Consider the following 23,781-nt stretch of genomic DNA (forward strand, 5'->3'; position numbering starts at 1 on the left):
GTTTCCGCTTGGAACCCTAGCGTTTTACCAGATACTTCCAAATCTTTTTCAGAGAATGTAGCTAACGGTAAAGCTGCATTACCGCCATGTCATGCATTCTTTCAATTTTATATTGCAGACGGTAAATTGTCTTGCCAATTATACCAACGCAGCGCAGATATCTTTTTAGGCGTTCCATTTAATATAGCCTCTTACGCATTGTTCACCATGATGATGGCACAAGTTTGTGGTTATGAAGCTGGCGATTTCATCCATACTTTTGGTGATGCACATATATACAACAACCATATGGAACAGGTTGAACTACAGTTAAGTAGAGAGCCTAGAGCTTTGCCAAAAATGAAAATAAACCCTGACGTAAAAGATATTTTCAATTTTAAATTCGAAGATTTTACATTAGAAGATTATAATCCACATCCTCATATAAAAGGGAAAGTAGCTGTTTAGCATCAGTTTCTAAATTTATCGGATTAAACGCCGTAACTCAATTTTATTTATCTTTCAATAAAATTGTTATCATGATAAGTACTGATACGCTCATAGATTTCTTTCTAGAAACTAGAGAGCATACCGAGGTTATTTGCAAACCTCTTGAAATTGAAGATTATGTGGTACAACCTATCATAGACGTCTCTCCTCCAAAATGGCACTTAGGTCATACTACTTGGTTTTTTGAAGAATTTATCCTAAAAAATTACGATAAGTCTTATCAGGTGTTTGATGAAGATTTTTCATTCGTATTTAATAGTTACTACGAAACTGTAGGTAAACGTGTGGTGCGCGCCGATCGTGGCAACCTTTCAAGACCCTCTGTAAAAAAGGTCTATGAATACCGCAGCTATGTGACTAAAGCAATGCATAAATTGCTAGAAGCCTCCAAAGACGCAACACTACTAGAAATTCTTGAAATAGGAATTCACCACGAAAAACAACATCAGGAATTACTACTTACCGATATCAAATATATTCTTGGCAACAATCCACTATTGCCAAAATACTCTGATAGTTTTCAAGAATTCACTATTGAAAAATACCCGCAAAATTGGATTTCTATGAGCGAAGGTATTTATGAAATAGGTCATGATTCTACTGACTTCTGCTTTGATAATGAATTAGGACGACACAAAGTATACCTTCATGATTATCAAATCTCGAACAAACTAGTTACTAATGCAGAATATATTGAATTCATAAAATCTGACGGATATAAACGTTTTGACCTTTGGCATGCTGCCGGATGGGACTGGGTGCAGCAAAATCAAGTAAATGCTCCGTTATATTGGCATGAAATTGATGGAATCTGGCATTATTATAGCCTTAACGGATTAACAGAAGTTGATTTAGAGGCTCCTGTTACCCATATTTCTTATTTTGAAGCATTTGCCTTTGCGCAATACAAGGGAGTTCGCCTACCTACTGAATTTGAATGGGAAGCTGCACAAAATCTTTTTAATTGGGGACAACGATGGGAATGGACAGAAAGCGCTTATCTACCTTACCCTAACTATAAAAAAGTAGATGGTGCATTAGGTGAATACAACGGTAAGTTCATGGTCAACCAAAAAGTTCTTAGAGGAAGTTCTATAGCCACACCTAATAAACATGCAAGACATACTTATCGCAATTTTTTTCCAACAGACTTAAAATGGCAGTTTACCGGAATAAGGTTAGCTAAATAATTACGACATACTAATTATGCAAGACACTAAAATAGTACCAGTTGTTTCAACTGAATTTGAAAAAGAAGTTTATTCTGGATTGACAGATTCTCCTAAACACCTCTCTTCAAAATATTTTTACGACAAAAAAGGTGATAAACTTTTTCAAGATATTATGGCTATGCCTTCGTACTATCTAACTGACTGTGAGTATGAAATACTGAAAAACAACAAAGAAGAAATTACTGATTTGTTCACCGGTTTTGGATCTTTTGATTTAATTGAACTTGGAGCAGGAGATGGTAAAAAAACTAAAATTCTACTTAAGGAATTTAGTGATAAGAATATAGATTTCACATATGTACCTATAGACATAAGCCAGAATGCCTTAAACCAACTTCACAATTCCATTGAAAAAGAACTACCAAAAATTAACGTTCAACCTTTTCAAGGCACTTACTTTGAAGCGCTAAAAGAAATTAATAACCGTAAGAATAGAAAAATCATATTATTCTTAGGATCTAATATTGGCAATTTAGAACACGATCAAGCAGTTAGTTTTATGAATAAAATTCAGAATCTAATGCAACCCAACGATTTACTTTTTATGGGTTTTGATCAAAAGAAAAATCCACAGACCATATTAGACGCCTACAACGATCAAGAAGGTGTTACCGCTGCCTTCAACAAAAATGTACTTACGAGAATAAATACAGAACTTAATGCAAATTTTGACCTAGATCAATTTTTACATTGGGAAGTTTACAACCCAGAAACGGGATCCGCAAAAAGCTATTTAGTATCAAAAACCGAACAACGTGTGCGAGTTGAAAAATTAGATTTAGACGTCCATTTTAACCAATGGGAAACCATACACACAGAAATTTCGCAAAAATATGATGATGAAATTATTTCTTGGTTAGCCAATGAATCTGGCTTAAAAATGACGACCGAGTACGAATCTAAAGCACACGGATATAAAAATTGTGTGTTTAAAAAGTCTTGATTTTACATCAATGAATTGCATAAAAAAGCCTGCTATTAAAAATAACAGGCTTTTTATATTGGTATAATTATTCTACAATTCTAATACAGCATTTTCAGAACCAGCGAAATCATTCCATTGGTAACGATCAGCCTCACCATCATTTATATATTCACCATCAACAATATATTTAAACTCAAAAGAATTCTCTTTAGGAAGATCAAATGTTCCTTTAAAGGTACCGTTCTTTTGTTTTTTTAGTGCGCTTTTTTTAGCATTCCAATTATTGAAATCACCTACTACAGCTACTTTCTTTGCATCGTCTGTAGGCACAGTAAAAGTAACCTTACATACTGGCTTAGTCTTTAAATATTTTTTTGCAATTGCCATGATCTTAAGTTTAATATTTAAAGCAAAACTAGCACAATAAAACACTCATTTACAAGACTTAAGGCATTTTTATCAAATCCGTAATATTTACCCTTTTTATAGATACACTACAAAATATTTTCGTGCAAAATTATCTTATTAGGAATAGCTATCTATCTGTTTTCAAAATTTTAACAATGGCATCTATCTCTGCTTCCGTATTATAGAAATGAAAACTTAAACGTACACCATCACCACGTTGTGCACAGAAAACATCGTTATCTTTTAATTTTTGAAAAACAGCATTATCTGCCTTTATATTAAAAATGGTACTATGCTGTTTTCTATTTACAATCTCATCAGTTAGCAATCCCAATTTTTCAAATTCAGATTTTGCTTTCTTCGCCAATTTGCGATTATGTTCCGTAATCTTATCCATCCCTATTCTTTCAAAAAAATCAATAGAATATTTCAAGCTTCCAAAAATCAATGATGATAAATGACCAGGTTCAAACTTTTTGGCAAACCTAATGTCATTCTTTTTATCGAAATCACCGTCTGCCGCATTAAAACCTATATTATTTATGGCAAATTCATTCTTAACTTGATCTGAGAACAACATAAAACCATTACCATAACCTGCCAATAGCCATTTATACGCGCTTGCCCCTAGAACGTCAATTCCAGAATTATCAAAATTGAAACTAGTACTACCACAAAACTGTGTGCCATCTACCATGATAATTAAATTTGGATTCTCCTTTTTTAATTCCTTCAAGAAATCTAAATTAACTGCAAATCCGTCTAACCACTGCACCAGGCTCAAGGCTAGAACATCAATTTTTTGGTTTGTTATCGCTTCTTTAATTCGCTCTTCTAAGTCAGTCGTCTGTTCTATATAAGACACTTCAAAATCTCTATTTTCAAAACTCCAATTAAGGGAAGGATAATCATTTTTAACAAGCAGTACTTTTTTAGTTGCACTCAATCCTTCTAACAAAATATTTAGACCTGATGAAAAATTACTTACCAGAGCAACATTCTCTCGTTTACAATTAAAGAACCTACCAACGGTAGAACGTGTATCTGAAATTACCTTTAAAGATTGTTCGCGCATGTCGCTACCATCTATCAAAAAATCTAAATCGTGCTCTTGTCGCCATTCTAACAACGAATCATATAGCAAACCATACACTGCGGTGTTCGCATAAATACCTTTTCGTAAAACGGGGAATTCTTTTCTAATTTTTTCCATTGGTTATAGGGTATACTACAATTGCTGTATCTTTATACCAAAGATAGGAAGAGTATGTTTTCTAGAAATAAAAATACCTCCAAATTAGATTTAGAACAGCATGAGCTGTTGGAGAACGCTCAAAAAAGAGTGAAACAAAAGAAACGTCTTTACACCCATTTTGTAGTCTTTTTGGTTGGTAGCGTCTTCTTGGTTCTAATCAATAAAATATTAAAATACGGACAAGAATATAATTGGTTCGTTTGGGCAATTACCTTTTGGGGCTTTTTATTTGTTCTTCATATTTTCAATGTTTTTGTCACTAACAAATTTATGGGTAACGACTGGGAGCGTGCTCAACGAGAAAGATTGGTAGAGAAACAAAAGAAACGTATTGCCGAAATGGAGAAAGAAATTGAACAGGAAATAACACCTCAGTTATCAATTGAGGAAGAACCTAAAAAAAAATTACTTTGAGAACACTTATAATGATAGCCGCCGCCGCAGAAAATAATGCATTAGGTAAAGACAATGATTTACTTTGGCATTTACCAGATGATTTTAAAAGGTTTAAAAAACTAACATCTGGTCATAAAATTATTATGGGTAGAAAAACATATGAAAGTTTTCCAAAGCCACTACCAAATAGAACACATATTATTATTACAAGAGACAAGGACTACACTGTAGAATTCGATGAATGTATAGTGGTTCATTCTCTTGACGAAGCCATAGATTTGGTTGACAATGAGATCGCATTTATAATTGGTGGCGGAGAGATATATAAACAAGGTGAAAAGGAATCTGACAAAATTGAGCTTACCAGAGTTCATGGTTCTTTTGAAGATGCCGATACGTTCTTCCCTGATATAGACGAGAATTATTGGATGCTAACGAAACAAGAATTTCACCCGACAGATGAAAAGCATAAGCTATCTTTCACCTATTTAACTTATGTAAAAAAAGAAATGGCTCTTAAAAATCTTTAAAGGCCACTGAATGTTTTGCTTTGACCGATTGTAAAATTGCGGCTAGCACATTTTCGTCACCATTAGTAAAGAATTGATGCGCGCCCATTACTTCAGAACTAGTCAATAAGTCATTATGCTCCAACACTGATTTCGTTTGTCTTGCCACTGCCTGACCAGAATCTATAATAGTAACGTTCTCTGGCAACATTTTTTTCAATAACGGTATTAAGTATGGGTAATGCGTACAGCCCAATACAAGATAATCCATTCCCTTCTCAAGCATAGGCGTAATGTAACTCTCTAAAAGACGATACAAATCTTCACTATCCAGATTACCGCTTTCTATCATTTCAACCAGACCAGTGCCGCGCTGTTCTAATACAGTGATACCCTCCGTGTGATTTTTAGAAGTACTATGAAACAAACTACTAGACAAAGTACCTTTTGTAGCTAGCACCCCAACTATTTTAGACCTTGTATTTATAGCAGCTGGTTTTATAGCCGGTTCTATACCAATAAAAGGCACATCATAATTTAACCTTAAGTAGTCTATTGCATTTGTCGTTGCCGTATTACAGGCAACGACTATTAATTTACAACCTTGACCTAACAAGTATTCTGTATTCTTTATGCTAAGCGCCAATATTTGTTCTGCCGGTTTTTCACCATATGGGGCATTCTTACTATCTGCCAAATAAATACATTCTTCAAAAGGTAAAAGCTCTTGAATCTCCCCCCAAATAGATGTTCCTCCAATACCTGAATCAAAAATGCCTATACGCTTATCATCCATATTATTTTATCACCTCTGTTATAGGTTTACCTGTTGTTCCATTAGGAAAAGATATACCTAACAATGCAGAAATGGTTGGTGCAATATCAGGAATCTCTGTTCTATTAATCGTTGAACCTGACTTTATGCCCTTTCCATAAAATAACAATGGCGCATGTGTATCATAAATTTGAGGCGATCCATGAGTAGAGCCTGTAGTACTGTAAGAAATATATCCTGGTTTTAAAACTACCAATACATCACCAGACCTCTTTTGATTATAACCGTTCTGTAAAATATGTGGAATACCAGAAGTGTAGTCATTACTCCACATTTGATTTGCCGTATACACTCTATCAATAGCATCATAACCTAAAACTTCATGTGCTATTTCCACTTGAACTTCTGCCAAACTAAGATCTAGATTTTTTACAATTTTATGATCTAAGAATATTTGATTATTAGAATAGTTCTTAATGATATCTTCGGTACCATATTTATACTGTAAAAACTCGTTCAGTCTCTTCTTATTTGCAGCCGTATCTATATAACCAGATGGTATTTTTTCACTCTTCAAATAAGTTGGTACTTCAACAGCGCCATGATCTGCGGTTAAAAATAAGGTATACTCACCTTCACCTACTTGCTTATCCAATGCTTTAAACAATCTTTCTAAATCTGCATCTAACCTTAGATAAGTATCTTGAATTTCCTTAGAATTTACTCCGTACATATGACCAACATAATCTGTACTAGAAAAACTTACGGCAAGAAAATCTGTAATATCATCTTTACCCAAATTTTCTTGTTTCAAGGCTTCTATAGCAAAATCGGCCGTTAATGAATTTCCATAAGGCGTAGCCTTAATGATATCAAAACTCTTATTCCTATCTAAAAGTTCTGCAGGGTTATGAGGAAATGAGGTTGTGGTTTCTCCATCAAATTTTCCTTCAAATAAATTATTATCCGTTCCACTTTCTTCGTACTCTTTTATATCCTTTAAAGTATTCCATACTTTCTTATATGATTGCGCTGTACCAGATGAATTGAAATCATTTACCCATTTAGGCAATTGCGTCATATAAAATGAACTTGTTATCCAATTACCTTCATCTGCACCATGAAACCAGTATGCTGCATTAGCTGTATGACCACCTGGCAATACTGCACCTCTATCTTTTAAGGCGATAGCAATAGTTTTTCCTTTCATTTGGTTACTCAAACGAACTTCATCGGCTATGGTAGTAACACCCATACGATGAGGGGACATTTTACCGGTATCTGCAGTGGTACCAACAGAAGTAAAAGTATCATCACTTGCACAGTATACACTTGCATTTGTTTCCTTATCATACCAATTGTTACCAATAATACCATGTACTGCAGGCGTAGTACCAGTATACACAGATGTATGCCCAGGTCCTGTACTTGTTGGGGCGTAGTTGAAATGATTATTCTTACAATTAAAACCTTGCTCAACAAGCCTTTTAAAACCATCATTACCAAAATGATCATAAAAACGAGTTAAATAATCATAACGCATTTGATCCACTACAATACCCACGACCAATTTAGGCTTGACCCTTAAAAGATTGTCATTGGTATTTTCCTTATTTTTCTTTTGAGCGCTTAAAACGCTTACAAATAACATCGTGCTTACAAACAAAGAAGCAACAAAATAATTTTTCATTTTCATTGAGATAGGATTGTAGCACAAATGTAAATAATTTACACCTTTAAAGATTAAACGGAGGTTAAATCAAGTCCTTTATTGTTATTTTTACCGTAAGAATTTTATTTTTAATAAATGAACTATTTAGCATCTGTAGGAAGCTATGCAATTATGATCCGTGAGGTTTTCAAAAAACCAACCAAATGGAGAATAATGAAGTCACTTATACTCAAGGAAATAGATGAGTTGATTTTTAGCTCATTAGGTATTATTATTTTTATTTCCTTTTTTATTGGTGCCGTTGTAGCCATACAAACAGCACTTAACCTTACCAACCCGTTAATACCAAGAGACCTCATCGGTTTTGCAACGCGCCAGTCGGTTATTTTAGAGTTTGCACCAACTTTCGTTTCTATTATAATGGCAGGTAAAGTAGGATCCTACATTACCTCTAGTATTGGTACAATGCGTGTTACAGAGCAAATAGATGCTTTAGAGGTCATGGGTGTAAATTCATTGAACTATTTAGTATTTCCTAAAATTATTGCCATGTTATTCTATCCTTTTGCCATTGCAATTTCTATGTATGTAGGAATATTTGGTGGATGGATGGCCGGAGTATTTGGAGGATTTTTGACCAGTGAAGATTTTATTACCGGACTACAATCAGATTTTGTTCCTTTTCATATTGCATACGCATTCGTAAAAACCTTAATTTTTGCCTTTGTTATTGCTACTATTCCTTCTTTTCATGGTTTCTATATGAAAGGCGGAGCACTAGAAGTGGGTAAAGCAAGTACAACTTCATTCGTTTGGACGAGTGTTGTAATTATCATTCTTAATTATATTTTAACTCAACTTTTACTAGGATAATGATAGAGGTACGAGACATACATAAATCTTTTGGCGACGCTCATATTCTTAAGGGCATAACCACCACTTTTGAAAAAGGAAAGACAAATTTAGTTATTGGACAAAGTGGATCCGGTAAAACCGTTTTTCTAAAATGTTTACTAGGTCTTTTTGAGCCAGAAGAAGGTGGTATTGCTTACGATGGCAAACTATACTCTGAACATACCGATGATGAAAAGCGCGATTTAAGACAAGAAATGGGTATGGTATTTCAAGGTAGCGCCCTTTTTGATAGTATGACTGTGGAAGGCAATGTCATGTTTCCTTTAGAGATGTTTACCAAGCAATCTAAATCTGAAATGAAAGAACGTGTAGATGCCGTTCTTAAAAGAGTGAAACTAATTGATGCCCATCATAAGTTCCCATCGGAGATTTCTGGTGGTATGCAAAAACGTGTAGCTATAGCACGAGCAATAGTTATGAATCCAAAATATCTTTTTTGTGATGAACCAAATTCTGGCTTAGATCCAAAAACGGCGATTGTCATTGATGATCTGATCAAAGAAATTACCGAAGAATACAATATTACCACGGTCATAAATACGCATGACATGAACTCTGTAATGCAAATTGGGGAAAAAATTATATTCCTAAAGGACGGACTTTTAGAATGGGAAGGTACTAAGAACGAAATCTTTAAAACCGATAATGAAGCCGTAACTAATTTTGTGTATTCATCTGACCTTTTCAAGAAGGTACGCCAAATGTATATACAAGAACAAAATTAGTCTTTAGGCATTTCCTTTATTTGAATTTTATCATTATTCAATCTAAGTCTCAGCCATTCTTGTAGTTTAGCCATATCCTTAACGGTTTCAGCTCTCTTAGCTTCCTTTTTCCAGGTTACTTCAAATAAAGGAATACTATCTGTCTTTGTAAAATCTGTGGAAATTAAATACGCATAGCCTATTCGATCTAAATTTTCATAATTGGTCTTTGCTTCAAGACTAATTTCTTGAAATGGAATTTGATTTGATGAAATTTGATTGAGACGCATTAACTCAGTTTCTAGAACCTGTATTTTCTCATCTTTACTGGTCAATATACTTTTCTGAGATTCATATAACTCATTTACATATTTAAGTTCATTTGCCTCATCACTTCTAGAACCTTGAACAACTGCTAGCTCAGTACCATTTAGCTGTTTATAATCTGCCATTTGCGTACGCCATGTGGCAATTACATTTTCAGGAATACCTTCGTTACCCATAAAGAACAATTCAATTTTAGAATTGCCATTATCATCATAAGCTACCTCACTAAAATCTCTCAAAAATTTACCTTCGCCTGTAAATTGATATGGTTCTATTTTTTCTGTAATAAAAGATTCTGCATCTCTATTGAACAAAGATTTTTTAAACACGCTATAAAATGTAAATCCTGCAGGTATCATTACTAAAACAGCTAACAAAGAAGCTAACCTAGCTATTAATTTTCGTCGTTGTGAATTCACGTAACGAACCATAGGGAATTTCAAGAGCTTTATCACTAAAAAGGTTGCCAAGGCAATAAAAATTGTGTTGATAATAAACAGGTACATTGCCCCCCTAGCATAGGCCGGGTTTCCAATAGCCAAACCAAACCCCACGGTACATAGAGGCGGCATTAATGCCGTTGCAATTGCAACACCAAAAATAACACTGGCTATGGTACCTTTTTTAGCACGGGCTATTACCAATGCCAAACCACCAAAAAATGCTATCAAAACATCTCTAATATCTGGTTCAGTTCTTGCTAAAAGCTCTGAAGATTCATCCCTTAAAGGAAAAAAGCGATAGAATAAATATGCGGTAATGACACTGAGTACCACCATTACCGCAAAGTTCTTTAATGACCTTTTTAAAGTATCTATATCATTGATTGCCACAGACATCCCTATTCCTAAAATAGGCCCCATTAGTGGCGATATTAACATGGCACCAATTACTACAGCTGTAGAATTGGCATTAAGACCAATGGATGCAATAAAAATAGAACAAATCAAAATCCAAGAAGTATGCCCCTTAAAAGGTATATCGGCAATGATAGCTTCTTTTGTTGCTTGCTGATCTGTATTGGCTCTAATATCCAATAGCTCAGAAAGAAACTTTTTTACACTACCTAAAAGACCTTGAAAATCTTTTTTTACTTCTTCACTACCTCCACCTTCATTACTAGTAGGGGTAATATTATCTTGATTAAGATTGTTCTCCATATTTAAGCGAATTCATCACCAAAGGTATCTTTTACCTTATTTAAAACTTGTTTAATATCTTGCTCTTTAGTTTTAGGATAAATTAAAAGCACTTCATCTTTATCAACTATGATGTAATCATTTAATCCATCTACAACTACAACTTTACCGGCTTTGGACCTTATCATGTTACCACTAGCGTCTTGCGTTAATACTTTCGCATTTACAATAGCATTTTTGTTTTCATCTTTATCCAACTTATCATATAATGAACCCCAAGTACCTAAATCATTCCAATCAAAAGTAGCTTCTTTAACGTAGATAGCTTTTGAGTTTTCCAAGATTGCGTAATCAATAGAAATATTTTCAGCCTTTGGATAGTTCTCAGAGATAAATTTCTTTTCATCGTCTGTATTATAGCATACTAAACCATCTCTGAATAACGCATATTGTTTAGGTTGAAAATTTTGAAATGCATTGACAATAGTTTTTGCACTCCACATAAAAATTCCTGCATTCCACAAGAAATTACCTTGAGCAAGAAAATCTTTGGCAGTTTCATAATCAGGTTTTTCCCTAAACTGATTTACTTTTTTAATTGATGCTGTATCTGCTTTATTAGACTCTATATAACCAAACCCTGTATTAGGAAAAGAAGGCTTAATACCTAATGTACATAAAACATCTTCTGTTTCACACTTTTTAAAACATGCCGTTACATCTTTTGCAAAGGCATCCTCATCTTCAATCCAATGATCACTTGGTGCTACAATCATAACTGCATCTTCATTCATTTTCTGAATTTTCATAGCAGCATATAAAATACAAGGTGCTGTATTTCTCATTGCCGGTTCAAGAACTACCTGTTCTTGCTTCACCATTGGCAATTGCTCTAACACTAAATCATTATAACGTTCATTGGTAAGAATTAAAATATTCTCGGTAGGTACAAATTTATTTAACCTTTGAAACGTTTTCTGAATAAGGGTATCACCTGTACCCAACATATCATGAAATTGTTTTGGATTTTCACTTGTACTTATTGGCCAGAATCTTGACCCCACTCCTCCTGCCATTAAAACGGCATAATAATTTTTATTCATGTCAGCTTTTTATTAATTCTACTTCAGCATTTGGTTGAAATAAAAACATCCTTCCTGTAGATATTTCTATACACTCATAACGCTTGGTTCGTTTATTTCCTTTTTTAAATAATTTTCCATTATAGATGCGAAAAACGCACCCTATTGGTAATTCGTAAACGTAAGTTTTTTCCGATTGTTGTTCATCGAATTGCTTTAAAGCAATAGATAACTGAGCGTCAGTACTACTACTTGCTTTAGGGTTTTTAAAATGTCTAGCTAATAATGGCAATAGTTGAGACGGAAATATCTCTGGCCTAATAAATGGAAGCATTAAATATTGAAATGTTTTTTTCCATTCTAAGCCATGCGGCTTAATATTGCGCCCATACTTCTCAAATGCTATCAAATGAGCTATTTCATGTATTAAAGTAATTAAGAATCTGTATTTATTTAAAGAAGCGTTTACCGTAATTTGATGATTACCATCTTTTCTTCTTCTATAGTCTCCATGCCTAGTCACCCTCTCATTAACAATTTTTAAATGCACCTGACTATCCTTAATTAGTTCAAAACAAGGACTAACCGCTAATTCTGGAAGATATTTAGCTAATGTTTGCTGCATTATTATGGTGTACTACTACTAACCTGCAAAATTTTACCGTTATACATTTTCTGCCCTTTTAAAGCGAAATCCATTACATACTCTGCCATTTCTTTTGCACTTACAGGAGCTTCATAACCTGGGAATGCTTCTTCTAACATTTCTGTTTGAACGGCACCTAAAGCCAAAGCGTTAAATGACGGACCTGTTTCCTTAAATTCTTCTGCAAGTAATTCTGTTAACGTCAACACCGCTCCTTTACTTGAACTGTAGGCTGAAAGCCCTGGAAACTTAGCACTACCCTGAATACCACCCATAGAACTTATAGTTAATACATGCCCAGTTTTATTCATGAACGGAATAACCAGTCTTGTCATAGCAGCTACACCAAATACATTTACATCATATACCGCTTTAAATTCCTCTTCCGTTAATTCTAGAAATGGCTTATTAATAAGTTTACCCGCGTTATTTATAAGTGTTGAAACTTTAGCATTTTTATCTTTTAAAAACTTAGAAAGTCCACCTCTACTTTCTTTAGCCGAAACATCAAAAGAAAATGTTTCAATATTTTTATGATTAAGATTCTTAATTGGCTCTTCATTCCTAGATAGGGCTAAAACCATATATCCGGCGTCAGCTAATAATTTGCTTAGCTCAAACCCTATTCCCCTACTAGTACCAGTTACAATGATGTACTCCATTAGTTATACTTTACTTCTTTTGCCGGTGCATTAACAATACCTTCTAGCATTGGCACAGATTCATTTACAATTTTAGCCATAAAATCATAATCTATCAATGATGCTTCATCGCCTACTTTATGGTACTCTCCAAAGTTGGTAAAATCAAATGAACTATAGGTTTGTGACGGCACATTAAATTCATCATGGAATGGCGCATTATCTGAACGTCTAAATAAATTAAATTCTTTTGCCTTTGGAAGAAATCCTACCAATTTTTTGTCAGCATAGCCATTACTGATTTCGGCTAGATTAGATAATTCAAAACCAGTTAAATACAAACTATGATCTTTGTCTTGCATTGGCACACCAACCATTTCAAAATTTAGCATCGTATACAAATCAATATTTTGATCTTTTAATTTTTTAGCCAAATGCTTAGAGCCTACCAATCCTTTTTCTTCTGCTGTAAAAAGGGTGAATATTATACTTCTTTTATTGTTTTTTTGTCTACCAAAGTATTTAGCAAATTCTAAAACCGCAGTAGTACCTGATGCATTGTCATTAGCTCCATTTGCTATAGTATCATCTCCGTTTCCACTTATTAAACCAATATGGTCATAATGTGCACCAATAATAACAAACTCATTTTTTAATTCTATATCCGTACCAGGCAAATACCCTACTACATTATAAGCAACCTCGTCACTATAATTTTCTAATGTATCCTTATATGATTCAAAATAAGGTAGAATATTATTGTTCTTAAATACATTTTGAATAAAATCTGCAGCTTTCGAAATTCCATCACTACCAGTATCCCTTCCCTCCAATTCATCTGATGTCAAGAAAGTCATGGTTGCTTCTATATCAATTGATGATGCCTTGGCAGATACTTTTGACTTTACACTTTCTAATGGAGCATCTTTCGATGTAGGCAGAACCGAACCTTTTACACCTTTTGGATTTGTGGGGTTCAATACCGTAGACTGATCAACTTTTGTGCTACCACAACTTAAAAGTAAAAAACTAAAAAAAGCTACATATATATGTTTCATTATCTCATCTTATTTGAAAATATAAAGATAAAAAAAAGCATCCCGATGAAAGGATGCTTTTCTAATTCTATTTTAAAATCAATGTTCTATGCTAACATAGTAACAGGATTTTCAACAAAATATCTTAATGTCTGAAGGAATTGTGCTCCTACAGCACCATCTACTGTTCTATGATCACAAGCTAACGTCAATTTCATAGTATTACCTACTACAATTTCACCATTTTTAACAACTGGTTTCTCAACAATTGCACCTACCGAAAGTATAGCAGAATTTGGCTGATTGATAATACTTGTAAACTCAAGAATACCGAACATACCTAAATTAGAAACGGTAAATGTACTACCCTGCATTTCTGACGGAGCAATTTTCTTGTTTCTAGCTTTACCAGCTAAATCTTTTACAGCACTACCTATTTGTGTTAAGCCCAATAGATCAGCATGTTTTACAACTGGTACAACTAGACCCTCATCTACCGCTACAGCAACACCCATATGAATATGCTTATGGAATATGGTAGTATCGGCACTCCAAGTAGTATTTACTTGTGGATGCTTTTTTAGGGCCATTGCACAAGCTTTCAACACCATATCATTAAATGATACTTTAGTATCAGGCAAGCTATTTATTTGCGCACGTGAAGCTTTTGCGTTATCCATATCTACCTCAATCGTAAGATAGAAATGTGGTGCGTTAAATTTAGAATTACCCAATGCTTTGGCAATAGCCTTACGCATATTAGAATTCTTAACCTCTTCAGTACCCTCTTCACCAGATGGCAAAGCCATAGAGATCGGTTGAGAAGCAATAGCATTATCTGCTTTTACAGCTGTTGAAGCAACAGGATCCGCAGCCACACTTGGTGTATAATTCTCTATATCTTTTTTAGTGATTCTACCATTATCTCCAGAACCGGAAACATTAGCCAAATCAATACCTTTATCAGCTGCTATTTTTTTAGCCAATGGAGACGCAAAAATACGTTCACCGTTACTTGCAGATTTAGAAACTTCTTTTTTCTCAGCTTTTTCAGCAGGTTTTTCCTCTTCTTTTTTAGCTTCAGTCGCAGAACTCTTTTTGCTTCCACCCGACTTATTGCTCAAAACAGCATCTACATCCGTTCCTTCAGGACCAATGACAGCCAAAACTGCATCTACTGGAGAAGATTCGCCTTCTTGTATACCTATGTATAATAATTTACCATTGTAAAAAGACTCAAATTCCATTGTAGCTTTATCGGTTTCTATCTCAGCAAGAATATCTCCTTCCTCAACATCATCACCAACTTTCTTTAACCAACTAGCCACAGTACCTTCTTCCATGGTATCACTTAAACGAGGCATCTTTACGATTTCAACCCCCTCAGGAATTTCACCAGAACCTTGCTCTTCACTAGCATCAGAAGAATCTTCGACAACAGTTTCTTCAGCTGACTCCTCTGTCGATGACGATGCACCACCGCCACTAATTAATGCAGAAATATCTTCACCCTCGTCACCAATAATTGCTAAAAGAACATCAACAGGCGCAGTATCTCCTTCTTGAACACCAATGTGTAACAAAGTACCTTCATTGAAAGATTCGAATTCCATCGTCGCTTTATCAGTTTCGATTTCTGCCAATATATCTCCTTCTTCTATTTTATCGCCAACGCTTTTTAACCATTTAGCTACGGTACCTTCTTCCATGGTATCACTTAAGCGGGGCATGTTTACTACTATAGCCATCTAATTATAATTTATGTTGAACAAATGGAAAATCCTCTTGTTCGTAAACCATATCATATAGTTGGTTTACCGGTGGATAATCTGATTCTTCTGCAAACTTCTCACATTCCTTAACCATGACCTTGACATTCTTGTCAATATCCTTGATTTCTTCTTCAGTTGCATAATTATTTTCTTTGATTATATCCAAAACCTGAGTAATTGGATCAATCTTCTTGTATTCTTCAACCTCATCTTTAGTTCTGTAATGCTGGGCATCTGACATTGAATGACCTCTATATCTATAAGTCTTCATTTCAAGGAAAGTTGGTCCGCCACCACTACGTGCTCTTTCTATAGCCTTACTCATTTCTTGCGCTACAGTTACAGGGTTCATACCATCTACTGGTCCACAAGGCATCTCATAACCTAAACCTAGCTTCCAAATTTCTGTAGAAAAAGATGTTCTTTCTACCGAAGTTCCCATAGCATAACCGTTATTTTCACAAATAAAAACAACTGGCAATTGCCATAACATGGCCAAGTTAAAAGTCTCATGCAAAGACCCTTGTCTTACAGCACCATCACCCATATAACACAAGGTAACGTTATCTCTACCCGCATATTTATCACCAAAAGCCATACCAGCACCTAGAGGAATCTGCCCTCCAACTATACCGTGACCTCCATGAAAGCGATGTTCTTTAGAAAAGATATGCATGGACCCACCCATACCTTTAGAAGTACCTGTTACCTTGCCATAAAGTTCAGCCATAACCATCTTAGGGTCAACACCCATACCAATTGGTTGAACGTGGTTTCTATAGGCAGTAATCATACGATCCTTGGTTAAATCCATTGCATGAAGAGCACCAGCCAAAACAGCTTCTTGCCCATTATACAAATGTAAAAACCCTCTTACCTTTTGCTGAATATATACAGCAGCCAATTTATCCTCAAACTTTCTCCAAAACAGCATGTCTGCATACCACTTTAAATACGTTTCCTTGGTGATTTTTTTCATCAATTTTAACTAAAGGTTTAATATTTTTATAAGACAACCGAGATAATATGACCTAGGTATCCAAGAAAAGCAAAAATACACATATAAATGAATCGATAAAAATAATAGTAGCAAATCCATCCAGAAATTATATGCTTAACAAATAAAGCATATAACGTGTTTATTTACAATACTTTTTACAGGTTTTCTTAATTTAAAAAACTACTATTAAAGCCAAGTGGCAATAAATCCGCCAAAGAATTGCATTCTATTATACTACCTGTCTCTCCCATTAATAGAATCTTAATAGGTTCATGCTGTCTAAATTCGTACTCAGAAATTGCCTGTCTACAATTACCACATGGTGCCGCAGGTTCACTTACTTCATGATTTATGGATGCCGCAGTTATAGCAATCGCCTTAATTTTCATGCCCGGATATTTTGCACCTGCATAAAAAACCGCCACTCGTTCTGCACACAACCCAGATGGATATGATGCATTTTCTTGATTATTACCTTCTATAATCTCACCATTCTCTAATAAAACAGATGCTCCAACATTAAAACTGGAATACGGAGCATAAGCCCTATTCCTAGCTTTTACAGCTGCCGACATTAAATTCTGATTATCATTATTTAGTTCGTTAAACGAATCATACACTGTAATATCAAAGCTTATTTTCTTTTGGCTAATCATATTATCATTTTGTTTTCAATCTACAAATATATATCTGATGCTAATAATAATTGAACTTAAAAAAAGTAGAGGCATAAAAAAACCTGCATTAAGCAGGTTTTTTTCTACAGTTATCAATATTTACTAATCATTATAATACTCTTCTCCTAAATTAAAGGTAAGAGAAAAACGTAATGTATTTTCTAAAGGATTTCTTACTTGAGAAGTTGAGAATAAATATGATAAATCCACCTGTGCTGCTTTAAATTTAAAACCTGCACCAAGAGTAAAAAACTTTCTAGACCCTTTCTCTTCACTTTCATTAAAATAACCTGTTCTAAGCATAAAGGCATCTTGATATGTATACTCTGCCCCTAAAGCCCAAGTAAACTCTTTTAACTCTTCACTAAAACCATCTGGCGCATCAGTAAAAGAATTAAATATACCACTGAATCCACTTTCATTTTGATAAATATCATTGTCAGCTGAATCTACATCACCATCATTGTCAAAATCTTGAGGTGTAGGCACTAGTAGTTTTGTGAATTCTGTAGTTATACCGATTACATTGTCTTGATCTAAAATAAAATCAAAACCACCACCAACACTTAACTTACTAGGTAAAAAGTTTTCTTGACCTCCTTCATCATATTGAATTTTACCCCCAATATTAGAAAGATTAAACCCACCTCTCCATCTACCATCAAAATTATTATAAGCTATTTCACGTGACCTGTAGTAACCGGCTACATCTACAGCGAATGAACCTGCAGCCTGAGAATCCTCAGTTCCATTCTGTGGTAATTTCAAGTTAGATCTAATATACCTACCGCCAACTGCCATTGAGAAAGTTGGACTTAATTTTAATGAATAAGAACCGTCTAAGGCTAATTCGTTTGGTTTTGCTATCGTACCTGGATCATTAGCAAATTGTCTTAATTCAATTTCACCTAATGTAAAATATCTTAAACTAACGGCAAATGCACTCTGATCATCCAGCTTATTATAAAAACTAGCGTTCAACAATGAAATATCAGTAATTATACTCTCTAAATAAGGAGTGTAACTTACACCAATACCCATTTGTTGTTCTGCAAAAGCAAATTTAGCGGGATTCCACTGTTGAGAAAAAGCATCTGTAGACGTTGCCACACCCATGTCACCCATACCTGCTGATCTTGCATCCGCTGCAATAGTAAGAAAAGGCACTGCTGTGGTTATAACACGTTGGTCATCTTGTGCAAAAACCTTACCGATAATAAATACAAAGAAAATTATTGAAATTTTTCTCATTTTAGAATAGTTCTTTAAATTTTTTAAAGGTGAAATATAGTGATTACACTATTTCGAGCTCCTATATTTTACATGTAAACGCACATTTTCCCGTTATCTTGCATGAATCTTAAGTTTTTTGCAACATTTTATCTTAAGAACATGAATAAAGACTCCTTCACCTTTTTAAATTAGAAAAATCACAGTTAAATACAGTTTCTAAAAGAATTAGTTAAAACCATACTAATTAATAGTTTTAAGCGTTTACCTATTTAAGTGAGCCTAAATTCATCGACAATTCGTTATGAGTTTTTAAAATTATTTTCAATTATAAAATAATCTCATAAAAACACCGTTCTATTGAGCGAAAGTGACAAACAAATTAAAAGAAATTACAGTATCATATACATTAGCTACCAAACTACTATAGTATATGAAAATTGAACTCAAGTCCTAATTATGAAAAAACATTTAATAAAAGTTGTACTCTCATGCACGGTATTAGTAGGAGGTTTTACAGTAAGTAGCTGTTCTAAATCCTCTTCTGGAAAAAATACGTCTAGAGCTACAGGTTGGAAGATAAATGCCAAGGAAGGTGGTTTTCAATACAATACCGACTTTAAAGAGCAAGAAACCGCTCCTGGATTGGTATTTGTTGAAGGTGGAACATTTACTAAAGGTAAAGTACAAGATGATGTAATGCATGATTGGAACAATACTCCGACCGCACAACATGTACAATCCTTTTATATGGATGAAACTGAGGTTACCAATGTAATGTACTTGGAATACTTGGATTATCTAAAGAGTGTTTATCCTCCAGAAAATCCAAAGTACACTAACATTTATGTAGGTGCTTTACCAGATACCTTGGTATGGAGAAACAGATTAGGCTTTAATGAAACAATGACCAATAATTATCTGAGACACCCAGCATATGCAGAATACCCTGTAGTAGGTGTAAATTGGATTCAGGCTACTCAATTTGCAGAATGGAGAACTGACCGTGTAAACGAAGTTATGCTTGAAAGAGAAGGTTACTTATCTGAAGATGCAAAATATCAAGCTGCAACCGGAGAAGTTCAAGGTACTTTTAGTACTGAGGCCTATTTGAACAGACCAGAATCAGTATATAATGGTCAAATTGATTCTCTACAAGGAAAAATGAAAAAAGACAGTACAGCTGCTTTCGCAAAAAGAAGTAGTGGTATCATTATGCCAGAGTATAGATTACCTACTGAAACTGAGTGGGAATATGCTGCACAAGCTCAAGTTGGACAAAGAGAATACAACAATTATAGAGGTAGAAAAAAATACCCTTGGGAAGGTGATTACACTCGTAACGGACAACGTGTAGGTAGAGGTGATCAATTAGCCAACTTTAAACAAGGTAAAGGTGATTATGGCGGAATTGCAGGTTGGTCAGACGATGGTGCCGATATTACCGCTCAAGTTATGTCTTACAAGCCAAACGATTTAGGTCTTTACGATATGGCTGGTAACGTAGCCGAATGGGTTGCCGATGTTTACCGACCGATAGTTGACGATGAAGTAAGTGATTTCAACTATTACAGAGGTAATATTTATATGAAAACTGCAATTGGCGAAGATGGTAAGGTAAACATTCTTAGAGACTCTATAGTGTATGACACATTACCAAACGGAAAAGTTGTTGCCGTAAACTTACCGGGTGAAATTAAAATGGTACCTGTTGATGAAGAAGAAACTTATTTAAGAACGAACTTCTCTTCTAGTGATAACAGAGGATATAGAGACGGGGATGCTGGTTCTTCAAGATTCTATGATAGGTTTAACGACGGTGAAGAAGAAGATGAAAGCAAAAAAATGTATAACTCTCCTAAGCATTCTGTTGAGAGAGATTCATTAGGAAATCTTGTTAAAGGATATGACTCTTCAAACAATAGAACTACATTAATCAATGATGAAGTAAGAGTTTACAAAGGTGGTTCTTGGAGAGATAGAGCTTACTGGTTAGATCCAGCACAAAGAAGATACTTGCCACAATATATGGCTACTGATTATATCGGCTTTAGATGTGCAATGTCAAGAGTTGGTTCAAAATCAAAAACAAAAAACAAAACAGTTAGAGGAAAGAAAGCTAAATAATTTTTCTCCTGACGAATTAAAAAAAGCTCCTTATTTAAGGGGCTTTTTTTTATCTTCGATTTTATGAATATTCAAGAATTACACTCTGCTTTCCTAGCAAACCCTTCAGTAAGTACAGATACTAGAAAAATTAAAAAAAATGATATTTTCTTTGCATTGAAAGGAGAAAATTTCAACGGAAACACTTATGCCCAAAAAGCTCTAGACAGTGGAGCAAGTTTGGTTATTATAGATGAGGCAGAATTCTTCATTGACCAAAGAACAATTATTGTAGATGATGTATTAACAACATTACAACAATTGGCCAACTTTCACAGAAAGCAATCTAAAGCTGAAGTGATTAGCCTTACGGGTAGTAATGGAAAAACGACTACCAAAGAATTAATAAATGCCGTAGTAAGCACAAGCTATAGGACAATAGCCACTATAGGTAATTTAAACAATCATATTGGTGTACCGTTAACCCTATTAAGAATCCAACAAGATACTGAGATTGCCATAGTAGAAATAGGCGCAAATCATTTAAAAGAAATAGAATTTTTGTGTACAATTGCCGAACCAGACTATGGATACATCACCAATTTTGGCAAAGCCCATTTAGAAGGCTTTGGAGGTGTTGAAGGCGTAATAAAAGGCAAAAGCGAATTATATGACTATTTAACTAGTCATAAAAAATCAGTTTTTCTGAATGCCGATGATGCCATACAATTAGATAAACTTTCTACCTACACCAAAAAATATGGCTTTAGCACAAAAAACTCTAAATATTATAATATTTCGCTAGTTGAAGCTCAACCGTTTGTTACAATCGAAGTTGAAGAAACAATTATAAAATCTAACCTAATTGGAACTTATAATTTTACGAACTGTTGCGCCGCTATAATTATTGGAAAATTTTTCAATGTGAAATTGAACAAAACAAAAAGTGCAATTGAAAGCTATACACCTGATAACAATAGATCTCAGATAATAAATAAAAATGGACACTACATTATTCTTGATGCCTATAACGCTAACCCTTCTAGTATGAAAGTGGCATTAGAAAACTTTGAATCCTTAAAAAAGGATCAAAAAGTTTTGATTCTCGGAGATATGTTTGAACTAGGAGATTCAGCTAAGGAGGAACATCAAAACATCGCAGATTTAGCCTTAGAACTAAATTTTGAAAGAGTAATATTAGTTGGTGAAAATTTTAATAGAACAATTACTAAATCAACAAAGCTGAAAAACTTTAATGATTTAAAAAATTATCTTAAAGAAAGTAAACTAAAACCAAATTCAAGTTTATTGGTAAAAGGCTCTAGAGGTATGGCTTTAGAGCGTGTACTAGATTTGATCTAATCTAACAAAAACTTGTGGGATATACTGGATTCGAACCGGTGACCTCTGCCCTGTCAAGGCAGCGCTCTAAACCAACTGAGCTAATATCCCCTTTTTTAGATTTTTTATAAGGGGACAAAGATACTATTAATCTTATTTTAATAATGATTTGATAAATTGAAAAGTGACACCTGAACTATCTGAAGTTTAAAAATAATCTAATAGGGCTACTATTCCATTATAGGAAATTACACAAGAAAAGAAAAGAGCTGCGAACAAACCTAAATTTAACCATATGCCTGCTTTGTACTTGGTCATCAATTTTTTGTTATTGATGAGAAGAATAATTCCCAATATCACCAATGGTAAAACAAATACATTAAATACTTGTGACAGTATTTGCATTTGAATGGGATTAGCACCATATATTGGTACGATCAATGCAAACAATGATGCTATTGCGGTTATTATTCTAAACTGTTTTGAATTTGTATCTAATTCTCCAGATTGATAATCCGCCAATAATATGGGTGCAATTAACAAACAAGGAAATATAGACGACAAACCGGCACTTAAAGTACCAAAAAAGAAGAGTGTTAGCGCAAATTTACCTGCTACAGGTTCTAAAGTATTCACCATATCCAATACCTTGGTTACTGGTTGGCCTTGATGAAATAAAGCACCACAGGCTACAGCCATTACCGATGCACTTATAAAAAACACAAGTGTTGCCGCTATAACAGCATCGTTCTTCTGTTGTCTACGATTTTTAATCGTCCATCCTTTTCCTTTTACAAATAGGGGTCTAGATAGAAAAGTTGCTGCCGCCATAGTGGTACCCACGAATGCCGCGACCATCATTTGTCCACCTTCAACCTTTGGTATTGTTGGCACTAACCCCTTTACAACTTCGATTGGTAATGGATATACCATAAAAAGAGAAATAATGAACGAAAGCCCCATTATAGTAACAAATATGACTAGAATCTTTTCAAAAAAGGTATACTTACCTACCAATAACAATCCATAAAATATAACAATTACAGAAATAGCTATAATCAATACGGCTTCATATTTAGCATCTACCAAACTAGGAAAATATATAAGAAATATCTCGTAAATAATATTTGCAGAAATCCCTAGAATTCCCATTAATGAGTTCCACTGACCAAAAGAGATTCCTAGAATTATTAAAATAGCGATCAACTTTCCCCATTTTAAATGCTTCTTAAATGCGTATAAAGCGGTTTCACCGGTAACCAAAGCAAAATTTCCGTATGCATACATTAATAGCCCAGAAAAAACACAGCTTAAGAGTAACACCCATAATAACTGCATACCATATGTGCTACCTGCCACAATCATTGACGTAACACTTCCTGTACCAATAGTATAACCAATAGCAAAAATACCAGGACCAAATGCTAATACTAAAGCCAGTATTTTCTTCCAAATTGATCGATTGGCTGAATTATCTATTTTGCTCATTCTTTAGGTGGGTTA

At 34.4% G+C, this 23,781-nt stretch carries 23 protein-coding genes and 1 tRNA gene; 9 read left to right on the top strand and 15 right to left on the bottom strand.

The annotated features are described in order from the left end of the window. The 3 genes from thyA to egtD form a co-directional block, all read left to right on the top strand. Positions 1-447: thymidylate synthase (gene thyA / locus ABJI11_RS14325; protein ID WP_348353630.1), on the top strand; the 447-nt coding region annotated here is incomplete at its 5' end. A 71-nt stretch (positions 448-518) separates the two neighbouring features. Beyond that, positions 519-1,679, top strand: a complete 1,161-nt coding sequence (egtB, locus tag ABJI11_RS14330; RefSeq protein ID WP_348353633.1) for an ergothioneine biosynthesis protein EgtB — start codon at positions 519-521, stop codon at positions 1,677-1,679. 16 nt (positions 1,680-1,695) lie between these two features. After that, positions 1,696-2,664 (top strand): L-histidine N(alpha)-methyltransferase, encoded by a 969-nt coding sequence (gene egtD, locus ABJI11_RS14335; protein WP_348353635.1) that lies wholly within the window; start codon positions 1,696-1,698, stop codon positions 2,662-2,664. Positions 2,665-2,736: 72 nt separating this feature from the next. Here the strand turns inward: egtD and ABJI11_RS14340 are convergent, their stop codons facing one another. Next, entirely contained in the window at positions 2,737-3,033 is a 297-nt protein-coding gene (locus ABJI11_RS14340) for an isoamylase early set domain-containing protein (RefSeq protein WP_348353638.1), read from the bottom strand. Between the two features lie 148 nt (positions 3,034-3,181). Next, entirely contained in the window at positions 3,182-4,267 is a 1,086-nt protein-coding gene (locus ABJI11_RS14345; protein ID WP_348353640.1) for an aminotransferase class V-fold PLP-dependent enzyme, read from the bottom strand. A gap of 54 nt (positions 4,268-4,321) precedes the next feature. On the opposite strand from ABJI11_RS14345, the gene ABJI11_RS14350 reads away from it, so the two are divergent. Beyond that, positions 4,322-4,723, top strand: coding sequence for a 2TM domain-containing protein (locus ABJI11_RS14350; protein WP_348353642.1), 402 nt, complete (start codon positions 4,322-4,324; stop codon positions 4,721-4,723). An 11-nt stretch (positions 4,724-4,734) separates the two neighbouring features. Further along, positions 4,735-5,235 carry a dihydrofolate reductase gene (locus ABJI11_RS14355; protein ID WP_348353690.1) on the top strand — a complete coding sequence of 167 codons (501 nt, stop codon included), beginning with the start codon at positions 4,735-4,737 and terminating at the stop codon, positions 5,233-5,235. On the opposite strand, the gene murI is transcribed toward ABJI11_RS14355, so the two are convergent. Both murI and pafA read right to left on the bottom strand, forming a co-directional pair. Next, positions 5,222-6,010 carry a glutamate racemase gene (gene murI, locus ABJI11_RS14360; RefSeq protein WP_348353645.1) on the bottom strand — a complete coding sequence of 263 codons (789 nt, stop codon included), beginning with the start codon at positions 6,008-6,010 and terminating at the stop codon, positions 5,222-5,224. The genes ABJI11_RS14355 and murI overlap by 14 nt on opposite strands. Before the next feature lies 1 nt (position 6,011). Continuing rightward, positions 6,012-7,685 carry an alkaline phosphatase PafA gene (gene pafA / locus ABJI11_RS14365; protein WP_348353648.1) on the bottom strand — a complete coding sequence of 558 codons (1,674 nt, stop codon included), beginning with the start codon at positions 7,683-7,685 and terminating at the stop codon, positions 6,012-6,014. Between the two features lie 111 nt (positions 7,686-7,796). Between pafA and ABJI11_RS14370 the strand changes: the two genes are divergently transcribed. Further along, on the top strand, positions 7,797-8,534 hold the full coding sequence (locus ABJI11_RS14370) for an ABC transporter permease (RefSeq protein ID WP_276494611.1): 738 nt from the start codon (positions 7,797-7,799) through the stop codon (positions 8,532-8,534). After that, a complete protein-coding gene (locus ABJI11_RS14375; RefSeq protein WP_276494612.1) occupies positions 8,534-9,301 on the top strand; it encodes an ATP-binding cassette domain-containing protein in 768 nt (255 codons plus the stop codon). The genes ABJI11_RS14370 and ABJI11_RS14375 overlap by 1 nt, the downstream gene beginning before the upstream one ends. On the opposite strand, the gene ABJI11_RS14380 is transcribed toward ABJI11_RS14375, so the two are convergent. The 9 genes from ABJI11_RS14380 to porV all read right to left on the bottom strand — a co-directional run bounded on the left by ABJI11_RS14380 (position 9,298) and on the right by porV (position 18,852). Further along, a complete protein-coding gene (locus ABJI11_RS14380) occupies positions 9,298-10,767 on the bottom strand; it encodes a DUF389 domain-containing protein (protein WP_348353652.1) in 1,470 nt (489 codons plus the stop codon). The genes ABJI11_RS14375 and ABJI11_RS14380 overlap by 4 nt on opposite strands. Before the next feature lie 2 nt (positions 10,768-10,769). Continuing rightward, positions 10,770-11,849, bottom strand: coding sequence for a mannose-1-phosphate guanylyltransferase (locus ABJI11_RS14385; protein ID WP_348353655.1), 1,080 nt, complete (start codon positions 11,847-11,849; stop codon positions 10,770-10,772). A gap of 1 nt (position 11,850) precedes the next feature. Then, positions 11,851-12,453 (bottom strand): SprT-like domain-containing protein, encoded by a 603-nt coding sequence (locus ABJI11_RS14390; RefSeq protein ID WP_276494615.1) that lies wholly within the window; start codon positions 12,451-12,453, stop codon positions 11,851-11,853. A gap of 2 nt (positions 12,454-12,455) precedes the next feature. Next, positions 12,456-13,136, bottom strand: coding sequence for an SDR family oxidoreductase (locus tag ABJI11_RS14395; RefSeq protein WP_348353658.1), 681 nt, complete (start codon positions 13,134-13,136; stop codon positions 12,456-12,458). After that, the gene (locus ABJI11_RS14400) at positions 13,136-14,173 is read right to left on the bottom strand and encodes a M28 family peptidase (RefSeq protein WP_348353661.1); all 1,038 of its coding nucleotides are present in this window, start codon (positions 14,171-14,173) and stop codon (positions 13,136-13,138) included. The genes ABJI11_RS14395 and ABJI11_RS14400 overlap by 1 nt, the downstream gene beginning before the upstream one ends. Positions 14,174-14,259: 86 nt before the next feature. Then, positions 14,260-15,900: a 2-oxo acid dehydrogenase subunit E2 gene (locus ABJI11_RS14405; protein ID WP_348353664.1), complete on the bottom strand. Its 1,641-nt coding sequence runs from the start codon at positions 15,898-15,900 to the stop codon at positions 14,260-14,262. Between the two features lie 4 nt (positions 15,901-15,904). Further along, positions 15,905-16,903, bottom strand: a complete 999-nt coding sequence (gene pdhA / locus ABJI11_RS14410; RefSeq protein WP_348353667.1) for a pyruvate dehydrogenase (acetyl-transferring) E1 component subunit alpha — start codon at positions 16,901-16,903, stop codon at positions 15,905-15,907. A gap of 188 nt (positions 16,904-17,091) precedes the next feature. Continuing rightward, positions 17,092-17,577 (bottom strand): cytidine deaminase, encoded by a 486-nt coding sequence (gene cdd / locus ABJI11_RS14415; protein ID WP_348353693.1) that lies wholly within the window; start codon positions 17,575-17,577, stop codon positions 17,092-17,094. 126 nt (positions 17,578-17,703) lie between these two features. Then, entirely contained in the window at positions 17,704-18,852 is a 1,149-nt protein-coding gene (gene porV, locus ABJI11_RS14420) for a type IX secretion system outer membrane channel protein PorV (protein ID WP_348353669.1), read from the bottom strand. Positions 18,853-19,290: 438 nt separating this feature from the next. Here porV and gldJ point away from each other — a divergent pair, with 438 nt between their 5' ends. Together gldJ and murF are read left to right on the top strand one after the other, a co-directional pair. Next, positions 19,291-20,958: a gliding motility lipoprotein GldJ gene (gldJ, locus tag ABJI11_RS14425; RefSeq protein ID WP_036156380.1), complete on the top strand. Its 1,668-nt coding sequence runs from the start codon at positions 19,291-19,293 to the stop codon at positions 20,956-20,958. Between the two features lie 63 nt (positions 20,959-21,021). Beyond that, entirely contained in the window at positions 21,022-22,299 is a 1,278-nt protein-coding gene (gene murF, locus ABJI11_RS14430; protein ID WP_348353672.1) for a UDP-N-acetylmuramoyl-tripeptide--D-alanyl-D-alanine ligase, read from the top strand. A 15-nt stretch (positions 22,300-22,314) separates the two neighbouring features. Here the strand turns inward: murF and ABJI11_RS14435 are convergent. Further along, positions 22,315-22,389 (bottom strand) — tRNA-Val (locus ABJI11_RS14435). A gap of 96 nt (positions 22,390-22,485) precedes the next feature. Next, the gene (locus ABJI11_RS14440; RefSeq protein ID WP_348353675.1) at positions 22,486-23,766 is read right to left on the bottom strand and encodes an Nramp family divalent metal transporter; all 1,281 of its coding nucleotides are present in this window, start codon (positions 23,764-23,766) and stop codon (positions 22,486-22,488) included. Positions 23,767-23,781 lie beyond the last annotated feature (15 nt).

This window comes from Maribacter sp. (assembly GCF_039968975.1).
Lineage (GTDB): Bacteria > Bacteroidota > Bacteroidia > Flavobacteriales > Flavobacteriaceae > Maribacter.